This is a genomic window from Streptomyces griseochromogenes (assembly GCF_001542625.1).
GTDB classification, from domain to species: Bacteria; Actinomycetota; Actinomycetes; order Streptomycetales; family Streptomycetaceae; genus Streptomyces; species Streptomyces griseochromogenes.
In genome coordinates, this window is the sequence record NZ_CP016279.1 from 9,240,222 (window position 1) to 9,262,932 (window position 22,711).

A 22,711-nucleotide genomic window follows, 5' to 3' on the forward strand; every position below is an offset into this window, starting at 1 on the left:
TTCGGCGGCTCAGTCGTCGTCGCCGAGGACGGGCTCCGGGAGGGTGCCGGCGTTGTGCTCCAGCAGGCGCCAGCCGCGGGCGCCTTCGCCGAGCACGGACCAGCAGCAGTTCGAGAGGCCGCCGAGGCTCTCCCAGTGGTGGGCTTCCAGGCCGAGGAGACGGCCGATGGTGGTGCGGATGGTGCCGCCGTGACTGACCACCACGAGGGTGCCGTCCTCGGGCAGCTTCTCGGCGTGCCCCAGCACGACGGGAGCGGCTCGGTCGGCGACCTCGGTCTCCAGTTCGCCGCCGCCGCGGCGGACCGCCTCGCCGCGCTTCCAGGCGGCGTACTGCTCGCCGTAGCGGACGATGATCTCCTCGTGGGTCAGCCCCTGCCAGACGCCCGCGTAGGTCTCGCGCAGGCCCTCCTCGCGGACGATGTCGAGACCGGTGAGGGCGGCCAGCTCGGCGGCCGTGTGCGCCGCCCGCTGCAGGTCCGAGGAGACGATCGCGTCGGGCCTCAGGGAGGCGAGCAGGCGCGCGGCACGGCGGGCCTGGCCGATACCGGTCTCGGTCAGCTCGACGTCCGTGGTGCCCTGGAACCGGCGCTCCACGTTCCACGAGGTCTGGCCGTGCCGCCACAGGATGATGCGGCGGCCCCGGCCCTTGCGGTCGCTCACCTCGCCGGTGGCGCTCATCACCACTGTCCGCCCGGCTCGTCGGCGCCCTCGGCGGCCTGCAGCTTGGCGTGCTCCTCGGCCTTGCCACGGGTGGCCTTGGCGTCGGCGGGCAGCTCGATCTCGGGGCAGTCCTTCCACAGCCGCTCCAGGGCGTAGAAGACCCGCTCCTCGCTGTGCTGGACGTGGACGACGATGTCGACGTAGTCGAGCAGGATCCAGCGGGAGTCGCGGTCGCCCTCGCGACGTACCGGCTTGGCGCCGAGTTCCTTCAGCAGGCGCTCCTCGATCTCGTCGACGATCGCCTTGACCTGGCGGTCGTTCGGCGCGGAGGCCAGCAGGAATGCGTCCGTGATCGACAGCACGTCGCTGACGTCGTAGGCGATGACGTCGTGGGCGAGCTTGTCGGCCGCTGCCTGCGCGGCGGTGTTGATGAGCTCAAGGGAACGGTCGGTGGCGGTCACTACATGGCTTTCCGTCAGGCGGTCATTTGACACCAAGGGTCTCACGGACCGCCTGCCGCACCCCACGTGATTACTGTGGCACGTGGGGTGCCCCGGCCGCTGTCAGGAGGTGGCGGGCTTGTAGTCCCGGCCGAGGACGACCGAGACGTCGGCTCCGGAGGAAACGCCGCCCTTGGCCACGGCACCGGCCGGCAGGCCCAGAGTCTTGGCGACCTCGGCGGCGTTCGCCTTGTCCGCGGCATCGGAATAGAGCACCTGGGACGTGGCCCTGGTGCCGGACGCGGTGCCGCCCTCGAGGAAGGTGAAGCCGCCGTTGAGGAGCACCACGCGGGCCTTCTCGGTGTCGTCCTTCACACCGGTGGCGTTCTGGACGGAGACCCGGACCGCGGAGCCCGCGTCGGGGCTCTTGGCGGTGCCGCCGAGGATGTCCTTGACCACGCTGCCGCTGGTCTGGGCGCTCAGCGTGCCGTCGGCCCCCACGGGCAGCAGGGCCGTCTTGTAGTCGCCGCCCTTGGCGAGGTCGGCGAGTTTGGCGAGGAAGGTGCCGAGGTCTTTGTCGGTCAGCGGCGGGTCGAGGATCTGCGCGAGGCTCTGCACGGTGACCGTGGCGTCCGCCGCGTCGGAGGAGATCTTGCGCAGCACGCCCTGCAGGACCTGCCCGAACCGCTGCAGCTGGACGTTCTGCGACTCGCCCGCGGCACGGTAGGTGGCGTAGGCGACGGCCATCTTGCCGCTGAGGGTCTGGGCCTTGCCCCGGTGGACGAGCGGGGAGGTGCCCTTCTTCTTGGCGTCCGGGTCGGGTACGTCGGTGTTGGTGTCGACGTCGACGCTGCCGACGAGGTCGACGAGGTTCTGCAGATACGGGGTGTCCAGGCGCCAGGTGCCCTGGATGTTGGTGCCGAGGACGGTGTCCAGCTGGTCGAGGGTGCCGGAGGTGCCGTCGTCGTCGACCGACTTGGCGAGGGTCGTGGTGGAGCCGTCGTCGGCCGTCAGCGCGAGGGAGTTGGGCAGCAGGACGGTCGTGCCCTGCTTGGTGGTGGTGTTGTCGACCAGCAGCACCGTCGAGGTGCCGCCCTTGCCGGTGTTGTGCAGGTGGACGACGATCACGTCGCGCTTCTGGGCGCCCGCCGGTGTCGCCGTGTCCGTCTTGGAGCCGGAGGAGGACAGGCCGGGCAGTTTCCCGGCGTACCAGAGGTAGCCGACGCCGCCGACGGCGACGAGCGCGAGGACGACGAGAAGGGCGATGATCCGGGAGCGGGCGCGTCGGCGGGCCTCCTCGCGGCGCTCGGTGCGGTTCTCGGTGAACTTCAGCCAGTCGATGACGTCCTCGGAGTCACCGTCCGGCTCCTCCACGAAGGCGAACTGCTCGGTGTGGTAGTCCTGTTCGCCCGAGGCGGCCTGTTCCTCGGGCTCCTGCGGGGGCCGGTTCTCCTCGGCGGGGCCGGCCTGGTGCGGGATGTAGGCGGTCTGCTCGGCGACCCGTGGCTGCTGTCCGCTGGTCGCCGCCTGCCCGTAGGGGTCGTAGGGCGCGGCGGCGCCGTGCGTGCCGGTGCCGTACGGGTCGTAGGGGGCCTGGGAGCCGTAGGGGGGCGTGGCGGGCGGCTGTCGGCCGTTGTCGTACGAGTCGTAGGACGGCGCGGACTGCTGCCGGCCCGTGTCGTACGGGTCGTAGCCGTAGCCCTGCTGGGCATACGGGTCGTACGTCTGCTGCTGCGGCTGCTGGGCCGCGACCTGCCGGTACACGGGCCGGCCGTACTCGTCGTAGCCGACGAGTTCGTACTGGTCGCTCCCGTACCCCGCGTCGTATCGGTCGTTCACCGGTAGCCCCTCTCGGCTCACTCGCCGCGGTACAGCTCGCGCTTGTCGATGTAGCGCACGACTCCGTCCGGCACCATGTACCAGATGGGGTCGCCCTTGGCGACTCTCGCGCGGCAGTCGGTGGAAGAGATGGCGAGCGCGGGCACCTCGACGAGCGTGACACCGCCCTCCGGCAGGCCGGGGTCGGTCAGGTGGTGGCCGGGGCGGGTGACGCCGATGAAGTGCGCGAGGGAGAACAGCTCCTCCGAGTCACGCCAGGTCAGCAGCTGGGCCAGGGCGTCGGCGCCGGTGATGAAGAAGAGGTCCGTGTCGGGGTTGAGGGCGCGCAGGTCGCGCAGGGTGTCCACGGTGTAGGTGGGGCCGCCGCGGTCGATGTCGATGCGGCTGACGGAGAACTGCGGGTTCTCGGCGGTCGCGATGACCGTCATCAGATAGCGGTCCTCGGCCGGGGAGACCTTGCGGTGGGACTTCTGCCACGGCTGCCCGGTGGGCACGAACACCACCTCGTCCAGCTGGAACTGCGCGGCGACCTCGCTGGCCGCCACGAGGTGCCCGTGGTGGATCGGGTCGAACGTCCCGCCCATGACGCCGAGGCGGCGCTTGCCCGTGTGGACGGGGCCACTGCCCGGCCCGTACACCGGGGTCTTCGCCGTGCCGGCCGCCGGGTCGGCGTGCTGAGCGACGTCGGCGGCGTACGCAGCCGTCTCGTTCGCCGGGCCGGTAGGCATGTCCTGCTCTCCCATGCGTGCAGACCCTACCGGCCCGGTCCGAGGGCCCCGGCCGGGGACGGGGTCCGAGGTCAGCGGTCGCGGTTGAAGCGGGTGGTGATCCACAGGAGCAGCAGCAGGACGACGAGGGCGCCGCCGCCGGTGACGGCCGGGTTCAGGCTGTTGTGGTGGCCGCCGTGTTCCTCGCCCTCGGCGGCGAGAGTGACCAACTGGGCAGCGGCGCTGTGGAAGCTCATCTTCGGCAGGACCTATCGCGTGTGGGCGGGATAAAGACGTCGGCTCATCGTAAGCGGGCGGCCCGGCGCCGATCACGCCGACTCCGCCGTTGGGGCGGGCGTGGGGCGCGGACGGGCCGTCGGCGGGAACTTTCGCCGCCCGTCAGTCGTCTTTCTTCTTGTAGCCGCGCAGCAGGAACCATGCGGTCAGCGCACAGCCAAGGATCATCACGATGAGGACGACCCGGAGCAGATTCCCCGCCCCGTGCTGCTGGACGGCGCTCGTGGCGGCCTCGGTCAGCCAGGTGGCTGGGGGATGCTGCTCCATGACGTGGACTCCTTCGGCTGTACTGCCCGTCCACGGTATCTCCGCCTAGGCTGGCCTCTGCCTCGGGGGCACAGTGAGTACTCACAAGCACATGGGGGAAGACATGTCCGACGACGGCCGCGAGCAGACCGGGCACGAGCGCGTGCCGAGCAGGCAGCGCAGGCGCTTCCCGGGAATCTCCTCGCGCGCGTACGAGCACCCGGCCGACCGGTCGGCCCTGGTGGCGCTGCGCAAGCTGAGCGGTTTCGACACCGTCTTCAAGACACTCAGCGGGCTGCTTCCTGAGCGGAGCCTGAGGCTGCTGTTCCTGTCCGACTCGGTGCGGGTCTCGGAGCGGCAGTTCTCGCACCTGAACGACATGCTGCTGGACGCCTGTTACATCCTGGACCTGGAGAAGGTCCCGCCGATGTACGTCACGCAGGATCCGCAGCCGAACGCGATGTGCATCGGTCTGGACGAGCCGATCATCGTGGTCACCACGGGGCTGGTCGAGCTGCTCGACGAGGAGGAGATGCGGGCGGTCGTCGGGCACGAGGCGGGGCACGCCCTGTCCGGGCACTCGGTGTACCGCACGATCCTGCTGTTCCTGACGACCCTGGCGCTGAAGGTCGCCTGGATTCCGCTGGGCAACCTCGCGATCATGGCGCTCGTGACGGCGCTGCGGGAGTGGTTCCGCAAGTCGGAGCTGTCCGCGGACCGGGCGGGTCTCCTGGTGGGGCAGGACGTGCGGGCCTCGATGCGAGGGCTGATGAAGATCGCGGGCGGCAATCATCTGCACGAGATGAACGTGGACGCGTTCCTGGAGCAAGCCGAGGAGTACGACTCCGGGGGCGATCTGCGGGACTCCGTGCTGAAGATCCTCAATGTGCTGCCCCGCTCGCACCCCTTCACCACGGTCCGGGCGGCCGAGCTGAAGAAGTGGGCCGAGTCCCGGGACTACCAGCGGATCATGGACGGGCACTACGCGCGGCGCACCGAGGACAAGGAGACCTCGGTCAGCGACTCCTTCCGCGAGTCCGCCGCGAGCTATGCCAGCGACGTGAAGAGCTCCAAGGACCCGCTGATGAAGCTGGTCACGGACCTCGCGGGCGGCGCCGGCGACCTGGGTGGGCGGGTCCGCCGCGGCTTCAACGGCTTCACCAGCTCCGCTCCCCCGAAGGACGGTCCGAGGGACACGGAGCCCCGGGACGAGCAGTCCGGGGACGAGCAGTAGACGAGCGTCAGGCGCTCACCGTCGGGGCAGCGGGCCGGAGTGGACGACGCACCATCGGCCAGACTGCCGGCCCACACCATCGGCCACGCTGCCGGCCCGGGCAGCCGGCCCACACCGTCGGCCACACCGCCGACCCGTACCGCCGGCCCACGCCGCCGCGGCTGAGCACCGCCGCGGCGGCGTGAGGGGCCCGAGCCACAGAACTCGCAGCCGCACAGCACCCCGGCACGCTCTTCACGTCCTCGCCCGAGCCACGGAACGCGCGGCCCGGCGGCAACCCGACGCGCCCCTCGCGCCCTCCGCCGAGCCACAAGACGCGCTGACGGCGCCCCTACGCCACCGCACGCACCTTGCCCGGCTCCGGAACGCAGAACCCCGTCGGCGCCCCAGCACACCCCGCCCGCCCTCAGCCGAGCGCCAGAGCCAGAAACCCACCCCGAGCCCCCCCAGAACCCGGACACGCCCCTCACACCTTCGGCTGGGCCTTCGTGGCCAGCGTTCCGCACAGGGACGGTGCGCTGTCCGTCGCGAAGGGGTTGGTGCCGGCAGGGGCGCCGGTGCGGGCCGTCTGGCCGGCGAGGAGGGGACGGAGGTAGGAGGTGGCGTCCTCGGCGCAGGACAGGGGGCCGGCCTGGGCGTAGGAGCCGGCCAGCTGGATCTGGCCCACCCGCAGGTTGTCGCGGTCGAAGCGGAAGGTCAGCTCGCGGCGGACGGTGAACAGGGACACGGGGGCGTTGGCGGCGGCGCCGGTCGGGCGGAGTGCGTAGACGAAGACCGTGTCGGTGATGACCTCCAGCGTGGCCGGGTCGGACTCGGCGGCCTGCAGGGTGCCCTGGACGCGGATCCTGTCGTCGGCCAGCTGTGCGCGAGTGGGATCCAGGCGGACCACCCAGCCGGTGGGGCTGTGCCGGCCGTCCGCCGCCGGATGGTCGAAGCTCTGGTCGAACTGGTCGAGCTGGTCGGAGTCGAGCAGGGCCCGGGCGGTGCGGACCTGGCGGCCGGCGAGCACGTCGGGGTCGAGGGAGGAGCGGACGAGGTAGCCGCGGGCGCTGCTCAGGGCGGCCGTGACCTGGCTGTCGGAGAAGTGCGCGGTGCTGTGGGTGGCCGGCAGCGGAATCCCCGCGGCGCCGACGTCGAACTGGGCGGCGGGGCTGTGCGCGTACAGGAACTCGGCGTCGGCGGCGCCGGGGACCTTGCCCTGCGGGGCGAGCGGGATGACGCTCATTCGCAGGGGGTCGGCGGTGCGCCGGGCCTCGGGGCTGCTGTAGGGCTGGCGGACACCCATGTAGATCGCGGTGCCGAAGGCGAGGGCGATCAGCAGGACGAGGATCAGGGCCTGCCGGGTCAGCCCCCGGTGCAGGGGCGGGCGGCGGCGTACGGCGGGGGCGTGGTCGGCCATGCGCTCCTGCGCGGAGTACTCCTGGAGGCGGGCAGCACGGACGAACGACTCGTCGAACACGACGGATCGATACTCGTCCTCTGCACCGCCGGGGCCGCCCTCGGGTGTCCCCTCCGGTGGGTCTCCAGGCCCGCCCATACTTTCAGGGTAGGTCTCGCAGGCCTCAGGTAAACGCCCTGCTACGCGACAACTTCTGACAGGTTCTCACCCGGAGCGTGGCAGGCTGCTCAGGGCGTTCGCGGGATCGCGGAGGCCGCCGGCTGGGAAGTGTCGGCGGAAACGGAGGGTGCCGCCGCGCTGCCCTGTTCCAGGCCCGTCGAGGCGGGGGCGGGTATCCGGTCGCGGGTGCCCGAGGAGGTGCCCCGGTAGACCGCGGCGAAGGCCAGAGCGACCATGCCGATGCCCATCACGAGGGCGAGAACCCAGGCGACGGGCCGGTGCCAGCGGACCTGTTTGGCGTAGGGCCCGAAGGGGCTTCGGTGGTCGCCGAGGACGTAGGTCTCGTCCAGTTCGTCGTCGTCCCGATCTTGACCGAAATCGGTCCCTTCGGGGCCGTACCCGTCGTCGAAGTGCTCGCCTCTGGCGTGGGCGCGGCGGGCTTCCGCCTCAGAGGCCTCGGCTCTGGCCTGGGCGGCGGCCAGAAGGCGTTCGACCGCGGTCGGCTCGTGCACCACGGCCGCACGTACGAAGGCCTCGTCGAAGACCACGGAGGCGAACTCATCGTCCGACACCCCGTGGTCGTGGTCGTCGTCGGGCTCCCAGCCGTCAGGGAACGGCGTGCCCCCCACGTCCTCCGGCACGGATCCAGAGTAGACCTGGGGGGTCAATTTGGGCAGACGGTATGGAAATTCATCCGTCAGGTGAGACGCCTTTTCGGACGTATCGGCCGCGAGAGGACCGCCCGACCGGAACGGGTGATTCAGCGGCGTACGTGGCCGTCGCCGGTGACGATGTACTTCGTGCTGGTCAGCTCCGGCAGGCCCATCGGGCCGCGGGCGTGCAGCTTCTGGGTGGAGATGCCGATCTCGGCGCCGAAGCCGAACTGGCCGCCGTCGGTGAAACGGGTGGAGGCGTTCACGGCGACGGTGGTGGAGTCGACCAGCTGGGTGAAGCGGCGGGCGGCCTGCTGGGACGTGGTGACGATGGCCTCGGTGTGGCCGGAGGTCCACAGCCGGATGTGCTCGACGGCCTTGTCCAGGGAGTCCACGACGGCGGCGGCGATGTCGTGGGAGAGGTACTCGGTCTCCCAGTCCTCCGGGGTCGCCTCGACCACGGTGGCCTTGGAGTCCTTGGCGTAGGCGAGGACCCGCTCGTCGGCGTGGACGGTCACCCCGGCCTCGGCGAGGGCGTCGAGGGCGCGCGGCAGGAACTCGGGGGCGATGTCCTGGTGGACCAGAAGGGTCTCGGCGGCGTTGCAGACGCTGACCCGCTGGGCCTTGGAGTTGATCAGGATCTCGATCGCCGTGTCGATGTCGGCCTGGGCGTCGACGTAGACGTGGCAATTGCCGGTGCCGGTCTCGATGACGGGGACGGTGGACTCGCCGACCACGGTCTGGATCAGGGAGGCGCCGCCGCGCGGGATGAGCACGTCGACCAGGCCGCGGGCGCGCATCAGCTCGCGCACGGACTCGCGGCTCTCCCCCGGCACCAGCTGGACGGCGTCGGCGGGCAGTCCGGCCCCGCCCACCGCGTCCCGGATCACTCGGACGAGGGCGGTGTTCGACTCGTACGCGGAGGCCGAGCCGCGCAGCAGCACCGCGTTTCCGGACTTCAGGCACAGGGCGGCGGCGTCCACGGTCACGTTCGGGCGGGCCTCGTAGATGATGCCGACCACGCCGAGCGGGACGCGGACCTGGCGCAGGTCGATGCCGTTGGGGAGGGTGGAGCCGCGGACGACCTCGCCGACCGGGTCGGGCAGCTTCACGACGTCGCGGACGTCGGAGGCGATGGCGCGAACCCGCTCGGGGGTGAGGGTGAGCCGGTCGACGATGGCCTCGCTGGTGCCGTTGGCCCGGGCCTTGGCCACGTCCTTGGCGTTGGCCTCGACGATTTCGCCGTTCCGGACCTCCAGGGCGTCGGCGATGGCGAGCAGCGCGTCGTCCTTCACGGCGCGCGGGAGCGGCGCGAGGTCGGCGGCGGCGGCCTTGGCCCGGTAGGCGGCCTGGGTGACCGGGGACATGGAGTCGTACGGCGAAAGCGTGGTCATGAGGGAAGGGTAGTGTGCGGCGCGCGGCGGTTCAGCCGTCGTCCCACACCGCGAGACGGGTCAAAAGGGACGGACCTCTGCCGCTGCGCACCCCGGCGGTCGTCCCGGCCGGAATCGGAAAGGGCGCGCCTCCACCGGCAGGGACTCACCCCCCGGGGAGGTTCAGAACGGATGCACCCCGACAGGTGTCGCGGGCGCGGGCCCGTAGCCGTCGGCGATGCGCTGGTGATAGGTCTCGCGGTCGATGACCTCCAGGCCGACGATCTCCCACGGCGGCAGTCCGGCGCTCTGCCGGTGCTCGCCCCACAGGCGCAGTGCGACGGCGGCCGCGTCGTGCAGGTCGCGGGCCTCCTCCCAGTACCGGATCTCCGCGTGGTCGCTCGCGTATCTGCTGGTCAGCAGGAAGGGATGGTCGTGGGCGAGCTGTTCCAGGGCGCGCCGCAGGTCCGGCAGCGCGACCTTCTTGCCGGAGACGCTGAGGGTGACGTGCCACAGCCGGGGCAGGTCCTTGGGCTCCTCGTAGTCCTGGTAGGTGTCCCCGGCCGCGACGCTCGTCAGAGCACCGCGGGACGCCGCCCCAGGGCGCACTCGTCTCACGACGGCCTCCTTCACGCAATGCCCCTTGACGAAACGTGTCCCTGCAATTGCCTCTGAGTCAAAGTTGAGCAGGCCGCAGGGTTCCGCGTGGCGGTTTTACGGAACGTCCCCCACCGGGGCGCTCCATACGCCCCGTTTTACCGGCAGTTTGACGGGAGTTACGAGTGCAGGAGCACCAGATCGTCCCTGTGTACGACCTCGCGTTCGTACGCCGGGCCGAGTTCGCGCGCCAGCTCCCGGGTCGAACGTCCGATCAGCTGGGGGATCTCCTTGGCGTCGAAGTTGACGAGCCCGCGGGCCACCGGGCGTCCGGTGCCGTCGCGCAGCTCGACGGGGTCGCCGGCGCTGAACTCACCCTCCACAGCGGCGATTCCGGCGGGCAGCAGTGATGTACGCCGCTCGACGACCGCGCGTACGGCGCCGTCGTCCAGGGTGAGGGATCCCTGCGGGGTGGAGGCGTGCTGGAGCCACAGCAGCCGGTCGGCGGAGCGCTTGCCGGTGGGATGGAAGTAGGTGCCGGTGTCGCCGCCGTGGAGCGCCTCCGCCGCGTGGACGGCGCTCGTGAGCACCACGGGGATGCCTGCGGCGGCCGCGATCCGGGCGGCCTCGACCTTGGTGACCATGCCGCCGGTGCCGACGCCCGCCTTGCCCGCGCTGCCGATCTCGACCCCGGCGAGGTCCTCGGGCCCGCGCACCTCCGCTATCCGGGAGGTGCCCGGCTTGCCGGGATCGCCGTCGTAGACGCCGTCGATGTCCGAGAGGAGCACCAGCAGGTCGGCGTGGACGAGGTGGGCGACGAGGGAGGCGAGGCGGTCGTTGTCGCCGAAGCGGATCTCGTCGGTGGCGACGGTGTCGTTCTCGTTGACGATGGGGAAGGCGCCCATGGCGAGCAGCTTGTCGAGGGTGCGGGAGGCGTTGCGGTGGTGGGCGCGCCGGCTCATGTCGTCGCTGGTGAGCAGGACTTGGCCGACGCGGACGCCGTAGCGGGCGAAGGAGGCGGTGTAGCGGGCCACGAGCAGGCCCTGGCCGACGCTGGCGGCCGCCTGCTGGCGGGCCAGGTCCTTGGGGCGGCGGCGCAGGCCCAGTGGGGCGAGCCCCGCGGCGATGGCCCCCGAGGAGACGAGGACGATCTCCCTCTCTCCCCCGCTGCGGATCTTGGCGAGCACATCGACCAGCGCGTCGACACGGTCGGCGTCCAGGCCGCCCGCTGCGGTGGTCAGCGACGAGGAGCCCACCTTGACGACGATCCTGCGGGCCTCGCCCACGGCCTGCCTTGCCCTTGCCACCTTGCCTGCCGTCCCCTCGCGCACATTCGGCTGCCTGTCCGGCAATCTACGCGAAGTGGGCCGTGCGGCGCGCACCGGTCCAGCCCCCGGACAGGCGTGACGTAGTGGTTTGCTCACGGTTCGCATACGGCAAAAAGGTTGTGTTGGTTGCTTATGGAAATTAAAGACAGATCAAACATAAGTTGAATTTTATGTCTCAACTCAGGCAACCTGATCTTCAGCGACGCCGCTCACAAGATCCTTGAGACACCGGACACCGAAGTCGTCTCGAACGGCATCGGTACGACCGCGGGCGCGTCCGCGGCCGCGCGGATCAACGAGGAGTACGACGCGTTCGTCGTCCCGCTCGCCAATGCCTTCCGCCCGTCCTTCGAGGGCGGCCTGAAGCGGCTGACCCGGCTGACCCGGCTGATCGGCAAACTGCGGATCCCCGTGGTGGTACTGGGGGTCGGCGCGCAGACCGGCGTCGGCTACAACCCGGCGCGGCTCAAGCCCATGGAGCAGTCCGTGCGCGAGTTCTGCTCGGCGGTGCTGGACCGCAGCGCCTCGATCGGGGTGCGGGGCGAGTTCACCGAGCGGTACCTGCGGGACATGGGCTTCAGGGACGTGGAGGTCATCGGGTGCCCGTCGCTGTTCATGTACGGCCGTGACCTGGAGGTGCGCAAGCGGGTGCCCGGGCTGACGGCCGGGTCCCGGATCGCGGTCAACGGTTCGCACAGCGCGGTGCAGAAGCAGGGTCTCGGCAGGATCATCGGCCGTACCCACGAGCACTATCCGAACCTGTGCTTCATCGGCCAGAACCTCAGCGACGCACGGCAGTTGCACTGGCGGGATCTCACGGACCCCAACGCCCGGGTGACCGCGATGCCGACGCACCCCGACCACCCGATGTACCGGGAGGGCAAGGCGCGGGCGTACGTCGACCCGATCACCTGGATCGACGACCTGCGCTCCTTCGACTTCTCCTTCGGTTCCCGCATCCACGGCAACATCGCGGCGCTGCTCGCGGGCACACCCGCGACGGTGCTGTGCGGCGACTCGCGCACGCTGGAACTGTGCCGCTACTTCGAGATCCCGCACCGGCGGCTGGACCAGGTCGCCAAGGACCCCGAGGCGGCGGACCCGGCGCGGCTGTACGAGCAGGCGGACTTCGCCGGACTGACGGACGGCCACCCGGAGCGCTTCGCGCGGTTCACGGCCTTCCTGGACAAGAACGGACTGCGGAACACCTTCACGCACGGCGACGGCGGCGCGGCCTTCGAGGAGCGGATGCGCTCGCTGCCGTTCCCGCCGGGTGTGCGCCCGTGGAACGACACCGACCTGGCCTCGCTCACCAGCCGGTTCGGCTGGCTGCACACGCGGGTCGGCGAACTGACCCAGGACAACGCCCGGATGAGGCGGGAGCTGGCGCGGGCCGGGACGGCCGGGGAGGCGGTCCCGGCGCCCGCCGCCTCCGTCTACCGGCGCGCCCGCCGGGTGGTGGGCAGGCCACTGCGGCGGGCGCTGCAGTCGGGCAAGCAGTAGGGCCCGGAGCCGTCAGGCCGCCGCCGCCTTGACCCTCTTGGCCGACAGCATCCGCCGCACCTTGCGCAGGGCCCGGCGCGCGAAGGAGTTGGCGGCGGCCTCCCGGTAGCCGGGGAAGGCGCGGGCTTCGCGGGCTTCGGCGAGGAAGACGCGGTCGGGGACGCCTGCCGCCTTGGACCGGAAGTGCGGGTAGACGAGGTACACACGGGTGCCGCGCTTCTCCAGGATGGCGGCGGCCTGCTTCTTCGCCTTGACGAACTTCACGACGTCCAGCAGCAGCTCGGGCCGCTGCATGGCCACCAGGTGCAGCCGCAGCCGCTCGTGCACCTTGAGCCGGCGGGCCACCTCGGGCGTCCAGTAGGCGTCCATCAGCGGCTTGGCCAGTTCGAGCTTGTGCCGGCGGACCTCTTCGCTGTCGGTGAGGAACTTGGGCCCGAACTGCGGCAGCAGGGTGATGAGGAAGGGCCGGATCATGAGGAGGTCGCGCTTGGTGCCGGCCGGGACCATGTCCGCGATCAGCTTCATCAGGGCGCGCGCGGAGTCGAAGCGGAGCGTGTAGCTACCGCTCTTGGTGACGTGCTTGCCGTCGTCGCGGCCGACCAGGTAGTAGCAGGGATAGTCGGCGACCACGGAGACGCCGTCGGCCCGCAGATAGGCCTCCATCGTGAACAGCGCATCCTCGCCGGTGAACAGAGACACGTCGAACCGCATGCCGTGCTTCTCCAGCAGCGCGCGGCGGAACAGCTTCTGTGCGCTCAGGGTGAACTTGATGTTCGAGGAGAAGACGTCGGTGCGGTCCAGCGTCTTGCCCCACATCGACTTCGGCGGGGTGCGGTTGATGCCCTCGACCTTGCCGAGCACCACATCGGTGCCGTTCTTGTCGCCCATCGCGACCATGCGCTCCAGGGCCTCCGGCCCGAGCCGGTCGTCGGCGTCCAGGAAGAAGACGTAGCGTCCGGCCGCCTTGGCCAGGCCGACGTTGCGCGGACCGCTGGGGCCGCCGGAGTTCTCCTGACGGATGACGGTGACCTGCATGGGGGCGCGGGCCGCGAACTCCTCCAGGTACTCCCCCGAACCGTCCGTGGAGCCGTCGTCGACCGCGATGACCTCCAGCCTTGCCGGGTCAATGGTCTGTGCCTCGACGGATGCCAGGCACTCGACCAGGTACGGCATCGCTTCGTACGCCCCGATGATCACACTCACATCAGGCTGCGTCACGACGGTCACGTTTCCCCCTTGTCAACAGAGCATTTACCCCGTATCGCCTCAATCGCAATGTGTTAGACGGGCGGCCCATGCAAGCGGTTGCCTAACAGAGGGTAATGAGTGGTGCACATCACATGATGGCGCGGCGGGCCCGGCCCGCGGCGGATGACACCGACGCTACTCACGCCGAGTAAGAGACTCTCACCCTCGGCCGACGGCACGGGTAAGAGCGCGCGGTAAGGAACCTGAAAGAGGGACGGAAGACGGACGGAAGACGGACGGACCGGAAAAGGGCCGGCCCCCGGGATCGCTCCCGGGGGCCGGCCCCGTCGTGGCGCGGGTCTGTCAGCCCGCGCTCACGCCGTCCGTCTCACCGGCGGTCGCCCCGCGCTGGCCCGGCACCGCGTTGGTCAGCTCGGCGGGGTCGGCGCCCGCCGCGCCCAGCCGGGACTCCTGACCGACGTTGCGGGCCTCGGCCTTGAGGGCGAGGTCGGCCACGGCGGTGTTGAACTGGTCGATGGACTTCGGCTCGTCCGGGCCCAGCAGATAGCGCTTGAGCTCCCCGCGCTCCCGGGCCAGCGGGTCGGCGGACGGGTCGCGTACGGCGTCCAGCAGACCGCCCAGCTCGTCCGCGCTGTTGGACAGGATCACCGCGGCGCGCACCGCCGTGTTCTGCCGCTTGAACTCCTCCACGCCGACTTCGGCGGAGTCGGTGACCGCGTACGGCTTGCCACTCGCGATGAAGTCGGAGACCACGGAGGAGATGTCGGAGACCATGGCGTCGGAGACGTTGAAGCAGTCGTACAGGCGCGGCTCGGCACCCTTGATGACCCGGTGCTCGTACGCCGGGAAGGAGCGCCAGAAGACCTCGTTCCACTCGCCGCGCAGCCGGGCGATCTCCTGGTGCTTGTGGACGTCGACGACTCCCTCGCGGGTGGCCTCGGCCTCGTCGCCCCGGTCGCCGCCGGTGCCGGTCAGCTCGGCGATCCGGGCCTCGATGCGAGCCAGGTCCGCCTTCGCCCGGGTCTCGGCGGCCGCGTCGGCGGTGAAGCGCGCTTCGGCGGCGCGCTCGGCGGCGGCCTTCTCGATCAGGGCGGTGATGCGCTGGTGCGCGGCGCCCGCTTCCTTGCTGACGGTGCCGGTGAAGGGGTGCGGCTTGTACAGGACGCGGACCGGCGGGTCGGCCTTCACCAGCTTGTTCACGATGTGCTCGCCGGCGAGCACGATCGAGGTGTTGCCGGGATTGCCGTCCCAGCCCTCCCAGGTGGGGGCGTAGAGAACGGTGGGGATGCGCCCCTCGGGCACGCCCTGCCAGCTCTGGATGGGCGCCAGCTGCGGGCGGCCGACCTCGACGATGTCGGCGTCGCGGACGCCGACGTCGGCGATGGCGTAGCGGTCGCGGCCCGCGCGGCCCGCGGTCCACACCTCGTCGTACACCTTGCTGTACGGGTTGACGCTGGCCAGCTTGTCGCTGTCGCCGTGGCCGATGAACACGTGCTTCATGGTGGGCACGCGCAGCAGGTGGATGTTCTTGCCGACGTTCGCCGCGTACAGGGCGACCCGCACGGTCGACAGATCCAGGTTCATCAGGTGCACGCCTCCGGGCACGCAGATGACGGGGACCGTGGTGGGCGCGAGGTTGTTCAGGATCGCGCGCTCCCGCAGGATGATCAGCGGCCGGGTCTCCAGCCGCTCCATCGTCTCCAGCCACATATTGACCTGGTAGGCGGAGTCCTTGGAGCCGGAGAAGTACAGGACCGTCTCGGGCTTGTAGACGGCCAGCCAGTCGTCGACGGCGGCGAGGACGACATCGGCTTTCGGCGGGGTCTTCCTGCCGCGCACGCACGGCAGCAGCACCGCGACGTACAGGCAGCCGAGGCCGATGGTGAGGCCGATGCCCACGAAGCCCGCGACGTCCGGGTCCATGACGGCGGAGACCAGGATGCCGATGACCGCGAAGAGGTCGAGGTGGAGCATCTTCTCCGCGGAGCGGTGCAGCAGGCGGCGCGGCGGGGCGTCCGGGATGCGGATGCGGGACTTCAGGTCGATGTTGCGGGTGGCGACCGGCATCCGGCGACGGTTGCGGATGAGGGTGACCAGCGCGCCGTGCGGGGCCTGGAGACCGTAGAAGGCGATGAAGCAGGCGATCGCGCCGTAGAAGATCAGGTCGTCCGCGTGGGACAGGCGGGCCAGCAGCAGGATCAGCAGCAGCTGCCGGATGAGGAAGCGGATCGAGAGTCCGGCCCTGACCTTGCTGAGGCGGTTGATCAGGTAGCTGCCCTTGCGGTGCAGGTAGTGGTCCGCCAGGTACGTCACGGCGGCCGCGGCCGCGAAGGCGGGAACGCTCGGGACGAGCGCGGCCAGCATGAGTGCCGGGAAGCCCAGGATCATGAGGGCCGCCGCGGCCAGCTCGGCCGCGCTGCCCACCCTGGCGACGCGAATAGCGGTGGATATCACGGATAACCTTTTGCTGACAAAGAGGCCGGAATGTAGACCTTGCGGGCGATCTGGGAGACTTATGGATTCAGGCCTCTGTGAATGCTCCGCAAAAGCGCAGCCACAGAGGCCTGAATTACAGATAACTATTTGCGGTTGATTATGCCACGCCGTCCTGACGGTCCAGAACGCTGGCCAAAGCCTGCTCGAACCCTGAGGCCTTGCCCGCGGGCGCCGTCGGGTCCTGCTGGCGGACGTCGATCACATGGCCGGTCAGCTCCGAGAGCAGCACGTCCAGCGAGGTCCGGGCCACGGCCTCGGAGGAGAGCAGCGTGCCCGCCGGCTCCTGGCCGAAAGCCTTGGTGCGCATGGGGGTGGCGGTGCGCTCGGGGTTGATGCAGTTGACGCGGATGCCGTCGCCGGCCCACTCGTCGGACAGGGCCTGGGTGAGGTTCACCATGGCGGCCTTGGTGGAGGAGTAGAGGCTGTACTCGGCGCGCCCGCGGGTGTAGCTGCTGGAGGTGTAGAGCAGCAGCTGGCCCTTGGTCTCGGCCAGGTACTTGTACGACGAACGAGCGATCTGCACCGGGGCCAGGTAGTTGACCTTCAGCGCCTCCTCGATGGTGGCGTTGTCGGTCTCGGCGAGCCTGCCGATGCGCAGCACGCCCGCGGTGTTGACGACGTAGTCGATCCGGCCGGTCTCCGCGTACGCCTTGGACAGCGCGTCGTCGACCTCCTCCGGGTTCTCCACATGGGTGCCGGTGGTGGAGCGGCCGAGTGCGTAGACGTGGGCGCCGTAGGACTCGGCGAGTTCGGCGATGTCCTTGCCGATGCCGTACGAACCGCCGAAGATCACGATCGTCTTGCCGGTGAGCAGGGCGCGGTAGGCGTCCTCGCCCTGCTGCTCCGGCGCGGCGGTGGAGGCGAGCTGGAAGAGCTTGTCGGCGATGAAGACGTCGACCGGCTGCGTCACCTTCATGTTGTACTCGTCGCCCGCGACCACGTGGATCGGCACGTCGGGCAGGTACTTGAGGACCACCGAGCAGTCGTCCGTGGCCTGGAAGTTGGGGTCGCCGGCGGCGACCTCGTAGGCGCGGCGGATCGTGGACAGCTTGAAGGCCTGCGGGGTCTGGCCGCGGCGCAGCCGGGAGCGGTCCGGGATCTCGGTGATGAACTCGCCGTCCTCGCCGTGGGTGCGGGTCACGATGATGGTGTCCGCGGACGGGATGGCGACGTCGACGGCCTGGTAGCGCTCCAGCGCGGTGACGCAGTCGTCGATGACGCGCTGCGAGAGCAGGGGGCGTACGGCGTCGTGGAAGAGGACGTTGCGGTCCTCGCCCTCGGCCAGGCCCTCACCGAGGGCCGAGATGGCGCGCTCGGTGGTCTCGTTCCGGGTCGAGCCGCCCTCGATGATCTTCTTGACCTTGGTGAACCCGGCCTTGGCGACGATCTTCTCGATGTCCGGCACATAGCCCGGCGCCATCAGGACGATGACGTCGTCGATCGACTCGGCGTTCTCGAAGGTGGTCAGGGTGTGCTCGATGACTGCCTTGCCGGCGATCTTCAGCAGCTGCTTGGGGATCGACAGACCCACCCGCTGACCGGTGCCACCGGCCAGGATCACTGCGGTGGTTCGGGGCTTGGCTATGTGCTGTGACACAGGCTGACCTACCTTGGGGCGACAGGGAACCGTGAAATGGTCCCACTTCGGGTAACCGCAGTGCAAGGTGAGTGACGTCCCATGCATATGTGCACGCAACCTGTCATTCACCTAGCACTCCAGGTGATTGGGCGAGGCCGCCGTGAACCCCTGTGGAATTGCTGTGAGTAAGTCCACAGGTGCCGTTCAGTGCCGTCCGAGCCGCTTCGGACAGCGGTGGCCGAGCACCCGGAGGAGCTCCTTCGACGACGCCTGACGCACACTCCGTACGGGCTCCGCCAGGGATGCCGAGGCGGCCGATCCGCGCCGCGGCCTCGACCGCCCAGAGCGGCGTGGAGATCTTCACGTCGCGGGATGCGGGGCTGCACGCGTTCTTCATATGCGGCACGGCGCCGTTACGGACGAGCCGGGAATACAGCTCGTCGGGCAGTCCATTGCCACGGAATTCCACATTAAGATTCCGCAGCATTTCGGTCTCGGCCAGAGTAAGGGACCGATTCGCGGTGTCCGGAACCTGTCGAACAGATTCTCCAGCAGCCCGGGCAGCGACTCGAACATGCGCATGAGTCCGTTTCGGTCGCGGTCGTCGACCACGACGACGGTAACCCGCCCGGGCCCGGCGTTCGATCAGCCGGTCGTGCCGGTGCCGCCGCCAGAAGCAGCCCGTTCCGCACGTACTGCTGCCACTGCGAGGGCATGATCTTCGCCGGCGGACACAGGGGGACCAGAACGCCCCGTCGGCGCCTGCGTCTGCGTCTGCGTCTGCGTCTGCGAAGAACTCACTGCTGATCACCGAGGTCGCCCGCCGGTGGCTGGGACGGAGCCGAGAGGAGCCTGGGACCCGGGTGAGTCCCGGGCTCCCGCCGGCCGACGTCACACGACCTGGACGCCCGGCTCGTCCGACTCGACCCGCAGGCACGCCAGCGTGCTCGCGGTGGCCTGCGGCCTGACGACCGTGTCGACGACGCGGACCTGGGCGTCGATGCCGTCGCGGCGAATGTCGAAGAGGTGGTAGCCGCGGTGGGCGTCGATCACCTTCCAGTGCGGGTTGTCCGCCTTCAGCGGGTCCCACTGGGCGTGGAAGGCGGCCTGGTCCTGGTCGCCGTTGCTGGAGATGGAGGTGCCGACGAACTCCGCGCCGACGACGTCGGAGTCCGGGTCGGCGAAGTCCTCCTTGAGGTCGCTGATCATCGTCAGGTGCCGGTCGCCACTGAGCACGACCGGGTTGCGGATGCCGGCGAGCTCCTGCAGCAGGGCGTTGCGTTCGGCCTGGTAGCCGTCCCAGGCGTCGTAGAACCAGAGCTTGCCCTCGCCGAGCAGAAGATCGGTCTCGGCCATCATGATCTGCGAGGCGATCAGGTTCCAGCGGGCCGGCGAGTCGTAGAGCCCGTCCAGCAGCCACCGCTTCTGCCCGGCGCCGAGCATGGTCATCGACGGGTCCTCGGCGCCGGCCTGGGTGGTGGCCTGGTCGGTGCGGAACTGCCGGGTGTCGAGCACGTTGAGCCGGGCCAGGCGGCCGAACTCCAGCCGGCGGTACATCTGGATGTGCGGGCCGTTCGGGATCGCGGTGGCGCGGACCGGCATGTGCTCGTAGTACGCCTGAAAAGCCGCGGTCAGCCGGGCCACGAACGCGTCGTGCGACTGCTTGTCGGGGTCCTGCGGGATCTCGCCGGCCCAGTCGTTGTCGACCTCGTGGTCGTCGAAGGTGACCACCCAGGGGGTGTTCGCGTGCATCGCGGCGAGGTCGGGGTCGGTGCGGTACTGGGCGTAGCGGTTGCGGTACTGGACCAGGGTGATCGGCTCTCCCTTGCCCTCGTGCCGCCGTACGGCCGTCGAGGACGGCGAGGACTCGTAGATGTAGTCGCCGACGAAGAGCACGACGTCGGGGTCCTGGGCGAGCATGTCCGCGTACGGCGTGAAGTAGCCGTGCTGCCAGTTCTGGCAGGAGGCGAGGGCTACGCGCAGCGAACCGCCCTTGCGGTGCGGGTGGGGAGCGGTGCGGGTGCGGCCGGTGGGCGAGAGCTGGCCGCCGGCCCGGAAGCGGTACCAGTAGGAGCGGTCCGGGCGCAGCCCCCGTACATCCACGTGGACGCTGTGCCCGTACTCGGGCCGGGCTTCCGCCGTGCCTCTGCGGACGGTCTTCTTGAACCGCTCGTCCTCGGCGAGCTCCCAGTCCACGGAGAACACCGCGTCGGGCATACCGCCGCCGCCCAGCGGGTCGGGGGCGAGCCGGGTCCACAGGACGATGCCGTCGGGCAGCGGGTCGCCGGACGCGATGCCGAGGGTGAAAACGCCGTCGGGCAGCGGCGTCTCGGCGGCGCGGGCGGTGGCCGGCAGCCAGAGCTGGGCGGAGGCCGCGGCGCCGAGGACGGCGGCACCGGCGGTCAGAAAGCGGCGTCGGTCGGGGGTCAGTGCTCCGGTCATTCGCTAACTCCCTTGCCACGGGGGCCTCTTGGACTTCTCTCGCGGACCTTCGGAAGCTCCCACGGCCGGCCGATCCGTCCGCCGAACAGGAGCACTCGCGTGCATGACAAATGGGCAGACAACAGAAGACCCGTCGCGGCACCGGAACCACAGGAAAAGACGTGATCTTGCCACAACGGGTCTTACAGAGTGTCAGGGGATGTTGACGATATCGGGTGTTCAGTAGGTGAATCCCGAATCTATCCGGCCATTCCGTACACGCGGGTGTACGACATCACCGTCCGCGACGGCGCCCGGGAACGCACGAGGGCCCGGGGGCTACGGCCCCGGGCCCTACGGAAAATCTCGGTCCGGCTACTCGAACGGGTCGAACTCGTCGTACTCCCGCGAGGCCTCGTCCCGCTCGGCCTGCTTGTCCCGTCGGCGCTGCGTAGCGGGCCTCGGCGCGTCGAAGCGGTGGTCCTCGCCACGGCGGCCGAGCATCTCCGCGCCCGCCATGACCGTGGGCTCCCAGTCGAAGACGACCGCGTTCTCCTCGGGTCCGATGGCGACGCCGTCGCCCGACCGGGCGCCCGCCTTCATCAACTCCACCTCGACACCGAGGCGGTTGAGCCGGTCGGCGAGGTAGCCGACGGCCTCGTCGTTGTTGAAGTCGGTCTGCCGCACCCAGCGCTCCGGCTTCTCGCCGCGCACCCGGAACAGCGGCTCGCCACCGACCTCCTCGCGGGTGACCGTGAAGCCCGCGTCGTCCACGGCCTTCGGCCGGATGACGATCCGCGTCGCCTCCTCCTTCGGCTTCGCGGCGCGCGCCCCGGCGACCAGCTCGCCGAGCCCGTACGACAGCTCCTTCAGCCCGATGTGGGCTACCGCCGACACCTCGAAGACGCGGTAGCCGCGCTCCTCCAGGTCGGGGCGGACCATCTCGGCGAGGTCCTTGCCGTCCGGCACGTCGACCTTGTTCAGGACGACGATCCGGGGGCGGTTGTCGAGGCCGCCGTACTGCCGCAGCTCCTCCTCGATGATGTCGAGGTCGGAGACCGGGTCACGGTCGGACTCCAGGGTCGCGGTGTCCAGTACGTGCACCAGCACACTGCACCGCTCCACGTGCCGCAGGAACTCCAGGCCGAGGCCCTTGCCCTGGCTGGCGCCGGGGATCAGACCGGGCACGTCCGCGATGGTGTAGACGGTCGAGCCGGCGGTCACCACGCCGAGGTTGGGCACGAGCGTGGTGAACGGGTAGTCGGCGATCTTCGGCTTGGCCGCGCTGAGCACGGAGATCAGCGAGGACTTGCCGGCGCTCGGGTAACCCACCAGGGCCACGTCGGCGACCGTCTTCAGCTCCAGGACGATGTCCTGAAGGTCCCCGGGCACCCCCAGCAGCGCGAAGCCGGGCGCCTTGCGTCGGGCGCTCGCCAGCGCCGCGTTGCCGAGGCCGCCCCGGCCGCCCTGCGCGGCGATGTACGAGGTGCCGTGGCCGACCAGGTCGGCGAGCACGTTGCCCGCCCTGTCCAGGACGACCGTGCCGTCCGGCACCGGCAGGACCAGGTCCTCGCCGTCCTTGCCGGAGCGGTTGCCGCCCTCGCCGGGCTTGCCGTTGGTGGCCTTGCGGTGCGGGGAGTGGTGGTAGTCGAGAAGCGTGGTGACCGACTGGTCGACCGTCAGGATGACGTCACCGCCACGACCGCCGTTGCCGCCGTCGGGGCCGCCGAGCGGCTTGAACTTCTCGCGGTGGACGGAGGCACAGCCGTGACCTCCGTTACCCGCGGCGACATGCAGCTCGACGCGGTCCACGAAGGTGGTCATGGTTCAGTGCCTCCAGGGAAGTACGGCTTTGTCCTTGCTTAACACGCGAAAGGCGGACCCGCCTTCCCGCTGGGGAAGTGAGGTCCGCCTCACGACAGACGTTCGGTCAGGCGACCGGAACGACGTTCACGACCTTGCGGCCACGGTGGGTACCGAACTCCACCGCACCGGCCTGCAGCGCGAACAGCGTGTCGTCGCCGCCACGGCCGACACCGGCGCCGGGGTGGAAGTGGGTGCCGCGCTGGCGAACCAGGATCTCACCGGCGTTCACGACCTGACCGCCGAAGCGCTTCACGCCGAGCCGCTGGGCATTGGAGTCGCGACCGTTCCGAGTGGACGATGCGCCCTTCTTGTGTGCCATGTCTCCTCAGTCCCTTACTTCGCAGCCGCGGGGATCGACGTGACCTTGATCGCCGTGTACTGCTGGCGGTGGCCCTGACGACGGCGGTAGCCGGTCTTGTTCTTGTAGCGCAGAATGTCGATCTTCTGGCCCTTGTGGTGGTCCACGACCTCGGCCTGGACCTTGATGCCGGCCAGCACCCACGGGTCGCTGGTCACGGAGTCGCCGTCGACAACGAGCAGGGTCGAGAGCTCGACCGTGTCGCCAACCTGGGCAGTGGAAATCTTGTCAACCTCAACGATGTCGCCGACAGCAACCTTGTGCTGGCGACCACCGCTGCGCACGATGGCGTACACGCGGATCTCTCTTTCGCTCGATGAACGGCACCCCCGCAGGCCAGCCGCCCG

General features: G+C 70.0%; 20 protein-coding genes. 2 read left to right on the forward strand and 18 right to left on the reverse strand.

What is annotated here, in order from left to right; translation table 11 throughout:
- Positions 1-9: 9 nt before the first annotated feature.
- From AVL59_RS40205 to AVL59_RS53390, 6 genes are all read right to left on the reverse strand, one after another.
- Complete coding sequence (locus tag AVL59_RS40205) at positions 10-678, reverse strand: histidine phosphatase family protein (protein WP_067318341.1); 669 nt, start codon at positions 676-678, stop codon at positions 10-12.
- A complete protein-coding gene (rsfS, locus tag AVL59_RS40210) occupies positions 678-1,121 on the reverse strand; it encodes a ribosome silencing factor (RefSeq protein ID WP_067314386.1) in 444 nt (147 codons plus the stop codon). The genes AVL59_RS40205 and rsfS overlap by 1 nt, the downstream gene beginning before the upstream one ends.
- Before the next feature lie 102 nt (positions 1,122-1,223).
- Positions 1,224-2,939, reverse strand: coding sequence for an LCP family protein (locus tag AVL59_RS40215; RefSeq protein ID WP_067314387.1), 1,716 nt, complete (start codon positions 2,937-2,939; stop codon positions 1,224-1,226).
- A gap of 17 nt (positions 2,940-2,956) precedes the next feature.
- Complete coding sequence (gene nadD, locus AVL59_RS40220; protein WP_067314389.1) at positions 2,957-3,682, reverse strand: nicotinate-nucleotide adenylyltransferase; 726 nt, start codon at positions 3,680-3,682, stop codon at positions 2,957-2,959.
- A 56-nt stretch (positions 3,683-3,738) separates the two neighbouring features.
- Complete coding sequence (locus AVL59_RS53385) at positions 3,739-3,903, reverse strand: hypothetical protein (protein WP_099053204.1); 165 nt, start codon at positions 3,901-3,903, stop codon at positions 3,739-3,741.
- 142 nt (positions 3,904-4,045) lie between these two features.
- On the reverse strand, positions 4,046-4,210 hold the full coding sequence (locus AVL59_RS53390) for a hypothetical protein (RefSeq protein ID WP_099053205.1): 165 nt from the start codon (positions 4,208-4,210) through the stop codon (positions 4,046-4,048).
- 103 nt (positions 4,211-4,313) lie between these two features.
- On the opposite strand from AVL59_RS53390, the gene AVL59_RS40225 reads away from it, so the two are divergent.
- Positions 4,314-5,423: a M48 family metallopeptidase gene (locus tag AVL59_RS40225; protein WP_067314391.1), complete on the forward strand. Its 1,110-nt coding sequence runs from the start codon at positions 4,314-4,316 to the stop codon at positions 5,421-5,423.
- A gap of 466 nt (positions 5,424-5,889) precedes the next feature.
- Here the strand turns inward: AVL59_RS40225 and AVL59_RS40230 are convergent, their stop codons facing one another.
- The 5 genes from AVL59_RS40230 to proB form a co-directional block, all read right to left on the reverse strand.
- On the reverse strand, positions 5,890-6,960 hold the full coding sequence (locus AVL59_RS40230) for an SCO2583 family membrane protein (RefSeq protein WP_067314393.1): 1,071 nt from the start codon (positions 6,958-6,960) through the stop codon (positions 5,890-5,892).
- Positions 6,961-7,049: 89 nt separating this feature from the next.
- The gene (locus AVL59_RS40235; protein WP_067314395.1) at positions 7,050-7,622 is read right to left on the reverse strand and encodes an SCO2584 family spore wall biosynthesis protein; all 573 of its coding nucleotides are present in this window, start codon (positions 7,620-7,622) and stop codon (positions 7,050-7,052) included.
- A gap of 119 nt (positions 7,623-7,741) precedes the next feature.
- The gene (locus AVL59_RS40240) at positions 7,742-9,028 is read right to left on the reverse strand and encodes a glutamate-5-semialdehyde dehydrogenase (protein WP_067314397.1); all 1,287 of its coding nucleotides are present in this window, start codon (positions 9,026-9,028) and stop codon (positions 7,742-7,744) included.
- A 162-nt stretch (positions 9,029-9,190) separates the two neighbouring features.
- The gene (locus tag AVL59_RS40245) at positions 9,191-9,625 is read right to left on the reverse strand and encodes a hypothetical protein (RefSeq protein WP_067318343.1); all 435 of its coding nucleotides are present in this window, start codon (positions 9,623-9,625) and stop codon (positions 9,191-9,193) included.
- 158 nt (positions 9,626-9,783) lie between these two features.
- The gene (gene proB, locus AVL59_RS40250; RefSeq protein ID WP_067314400.1) at positions 9,784-10,890 is read right to left on the reverse strand and encodes a glutamate 5-kinase; all 1,107 of its coding nucleotides are present in this window, start codon (positions 10,888-10,890) and stop codon (positions 9,784-9,786) included.
- Between the two features lie 207 nt (positions 10,891-11,097).
- Here proB and AVL59_RS40255 point away from each other — a divergent pair, with 207 nt between their 5' ends.
- Positions 11,098-12,435 carry a polysaccharide pyruvyl transferase family protein gene (locus tag AVL59_RS40255; protein ID WP_079147229.1) on the forward strand — a complete coding sequence of 446 codons (1,338 nt, stop codon included), beginning with the start codon at positions 11,098-11,100 and terminating at the stop codon, positions 12,433-12,435.
- A gap of 12 nt (positions 12,436-12,447) precedes the next feature.
- Here the strand turns inward: AVL59_RS40255 and AVL59_RS40260 are convergent, their stop codons facing one another.
- The 7 genes from AVL59_RS40260 to rplU all read right to left on the reverse strand — a co-directional run bounded on the left by AVL59_RS40260 (position 12,448) and on the right by rplU (position 22,660).
- Positions 12,448-13,608, reverse strand: a complete 1,161-nt coding sequence (locus AVL59_RS40260; protein WP_067318345.1) for a glycosyltransferase family 2 protein — start codon at positions 13,606-13,608, stop codon at positions 12,448-12,450.
- Positions 13,609-13,986: 378 nt separating this feature from the next.
- A complete protein-coding gene (locus AVL59_RS40265) occupies positions 13,987-16,098 on the reverse strand; it encodes a hypothetical protein (RefSeq protein WP_237281799.1) in 2,112 nt (703 codons plus the stop codon).
- A gap of 139 nt (positions 16,099-16,237) precedes the next feature.
- Positions 16,238-17,737, reverse strand: coding sequence for a bifunctional cytidylyltransferase/SDR family oxidoreductase (locus AVL59_RS40270; RefSeq protein WP_067314403.1), 1,500 nt, complete (start codon positions 17,735-17,737; stop codon positions 16,238-16,240).
- Positions 17,738-18,610: 873 nt separating this feature from the next.
- Positions 18,611-20,161: an alkaline phosphatase D family protein gene (locus tag AVL59_RS40275; protein ID WP_067314405.1), complete on the reverse strand. Its 1,551-nt coding sequence runs from the start codon at positions 20,159-20,161 to the stop codon at positions 18,611-18,613.
- Positions 20,162-20,515: 354 nt separating this feature from the next.
- Complete coding sequence (obgE, locus tag AVL59_RS40280; protein WP_067314406.1) at positions 20,516-21,964, reverse strand: GTPase ObgE; 1,449 nt, start codon at positions 21,962-21,964, stop codon at positions 20,516-20,518.
- A 106-nt stretch (positions 21,965-22,070) separates the two neighbouring features.
- Entirely contained in the window at positions 22,071-22,325 is a 255-nt protein-coding gene (gene rpmA, locus AVL59_RS40285; protein WP_055703572.1) for a 50S ribosomal protein L27, read from the reverse strand.
- Between the two features lie 14 nt (positions 22,326-22,339).
- Complete coding sequence (gene rplU, locus AVL59_RS40290) at positions 22,340-22,660, reverse strand: 50S ribosomal protein L21 (protein ID WP_067314408.1); 321 nt, start codon at positions 22,658-22,660, stop codon at positions 22,340-22,342.
- Positions 22,661-22,711 lie beyond the last annotated feature (51 nt).